This is a genomic window from Achromobacter sp. 01N37 (assembly GCF_056399725.1).
In genome coordinates this window covers 1-2,343 of the sequence record NZ_JBFTRX010000044.1, presented here as the reverse complement: position 1 = coordinate 2,343, position 2,343 = coordinate 1, and the positions used below count along the sequence as shown (strand labels likewise).

Here is a 2,343-nt window from a genome sequence, read left to right as displayed (position 1 = left end):
GACTACTACTGCGTAGAGCCCTGGCTCGGCCTGCCAAATGCTATCCACCACGGCATGGGGTTGCGCTGGCTCGCGCCGGGCCAGGAAGAGGCGGCGATTTGCCAGTTGCGGCTGGAGCGATAGCGCAAGCGCGCCGCCCAAGCGGCAAGGTTGGGAAAAAGCGCTACCGAGTGGTTGGCCGACACCAAAGCGGTGGCCTCGGGGCACTGCCATGACCTAGTTCGAGAGGGGGCGACGAAATCAAGCACAAGCGAATCATGTATTAGCTGGGACTCGATCTGACAGATAGTCGGGCTGTTGAATCGAGAAGCGCGACTCAATGCGGGATCAGTTTCTCCTTGGCGAGTTCCAGCGAGTCGAGGAAGGTGCGCATGGGCGTTTTGCCGTAACACCATCGCCCCTGATGTTCTCGCTGGTTGTTGTACTGGTCAAGCCAGGCATCGAGATCGAGCTGCAATGTGCCGATCGAGTCGTAGACCTTCTTGCGAAAGGCGATGCGATAGAACTCGTTGAGCATGGTTTTGTGCAGCCGTTCGACGATGCCGTTGGTCTGGGGCGACCTGGCCCGCGTCCGGGTATGGTCGATGTTTTCCACGGCCAGATAGAGCTCGTATTCGTGATGCTCAGGGTTGCCGCAGTACTCGGTGCCGCGGTCGGTCAGCACGCGCGACAGCGGGATGCCATAGCTGTCAAAGAACGGCACAACGCGGTCGTTGAGCAGGTCGGCGGCTGGCAACGGGGTCTTGCGATCGTAGAGCTTGGCAAAGGCCACCTTAGAGTAGGTGTCGACGAAGGTCTGCTGGTAGACGCGGCCCACGCCCTTGAGGGTGCCGACATAGAAGGTGTCCTGGGCGCCGCAATAGCCGGGGCACTCGGATTCGAATTCCCCGTGGGTTTCCTTTTCCAGCTTGGCGCGCTCCAGCGCGGCCAGTTGCGACTCGGTCAGGACCAGCCCTTCCTGCGCGGATTTGGCTTCCAGCGCCTTCAGGCGCTTGTTCATGGTCTCCAGGTCGTGACGCAGCCAGATGCTGCGCACGCCCTGCGGCGACACGTGCAGGGCATGGCGTTTGAGGACCTCGTTGGCAATGCGGATCTGGCCATAGGCGGGCAATTCGAGCGCCAGGGCTACCACGGCGGTTTCGACCTCGGGATCGACGCGATTCTTGAGCAGTGGCCGGCGTCGCGAAATCTCCTGCAACGCGGCTTCGCCGCCTCGCTCGTACAACTCCTTGAAGCGGTAGAAGCTATCGCGCGAATAGCCCATGACGCGGCAGGCCTGGCTCACGTTGCCCAGTTGCCGGGCCAGTTCCAGTATGCCGACCTTGGCACGGATGACTTTCTGTTCCTGAGTCATGGCGGACTCCTTGTGGATTCGACCTTGGCACGGATGACTTTCTGTTCCTGAGTCATGGCGGACTCCTTGTGGATTCCGCCGCACACTGGCACTCTGGGCTACGCCCTTCGCACCGATGTGCGGCGGCATGGATAACCAACCACTGTCAGATTTAGTCTAGGCTATTACAAATCATCGCCTATCTTCGCTCGCTTCGCTGCCCCCTTGGCTCAATGATCCATCCCTCGACAAAAGGGGACACGACCGAGGGAAATCAGGACTATGGCGTGTCTGGCCAGGTGCTCAGATCCACCATCACTCGCCCGCACCCCAGGTCGCGCAGGTACGCCAAGGTCCTTTCCAACGGGAAGAATCGGTATGGGCACTCGCGAGGCGAGCGCAACCACTGCCAACCATTGATGCGCACATACCAGCAATCCGGCGCCGGCACCAGCTCGACGAATCCCACCGCGCCGCGCTCAAGCAAGTGAATGAATTGATGTTCCAATAGATCTGACAAGGTGTCACTCTCTTTCGTAAAAGGACAGGGTTGTACAACAGGCACGACACAACGCTGCTTTCCAAACAAATGGGCTGCCGCGACTTAGTAAATGGCGTCAAACAAGGCCGAGACAATGCGCTAGCGGCCCAGATAAACTGCCGTAATTTCCTCACGATTGTGGCCCAGCTCGGCTGACACCCGCAGTCGTGCTGCACGATCCACGGCACGCTGCTGCGGCGTGAGCTGTGCCGACACTGGTCCACCTGCGGCGGGAGCAAGCCAGCCGGTGAGCTGGTGATAGCGCTGCTGGGCATACTGATGCCGAAGACCATGTAGCTTCGACATGCCAGCCTTCTCAACAGCCCAGATATAGCGGTGGAGCTGGTCGATGTACTTGAGATGCTTGGGGATCATGGAGCCGCTTCCAGAGAGCGCAACCGCACGCGCAAGCACAGCCCGCTGACGCTCATTCGTGACAGGCACAGCACGTGCCCGACCGCCCTTACAC

3 protein-coding genes and 1 pseudogene are annotated in these 2,343 nt (G+C 60.1%); 1 reads left to right on the top strand and 3 read right to left on the bottom strand.

What is annotated here, in order from left to right:
- Positions 1 to 123 (top strand): annotated as a pseudogene (locus AC1DSJ_RS30140) (aldose epimerase family protein); the annotation flags it as partial.
- Positions 124 to 316: 193 nt separating this feature from the next.
- Here AC1DSJ_RS30140 and AC1DSJ_RS30135 read toward each other — a convergent pair.
- The 3 genes from AC1DSJ_RS30135 to AC1DSJ_RS30125 all read right to left on the bottom strand — a co-directional run.
- Positions 317 to 1,354, bottom strand: a complete 1,038-nt coding sequence (locus tag AC1DSJ_RS30135) for an IS481 family transposase (RefSeq protein WP_441637739.1) — start codon at positions 1,352 to 1,354, stop codon at positions 317 to 319.
- A gap of 259 nt (positions 1,355 to 1,613) precedes the next feature.
- Entirely contained in the window at positions 1,614 to 1,853 is a 240-nt protein-coding gene (locus tag AC1DSJ_RS30130) for a hypothetical protein (protein ID WP_476760473.1), read from the bottom strand.
- Positions 1,854 to 1,973: 120 nt separating this feature from the next.
- Positions 1,974 to 2,343, bottom strand: a 370-nt coding sequence (locus tag AC1DSJ_RS30125) for an integrase domain-containing protein (RefSeq protein WP_476760472.1), incomplete at its 5' end; no start/stop codon positions are given.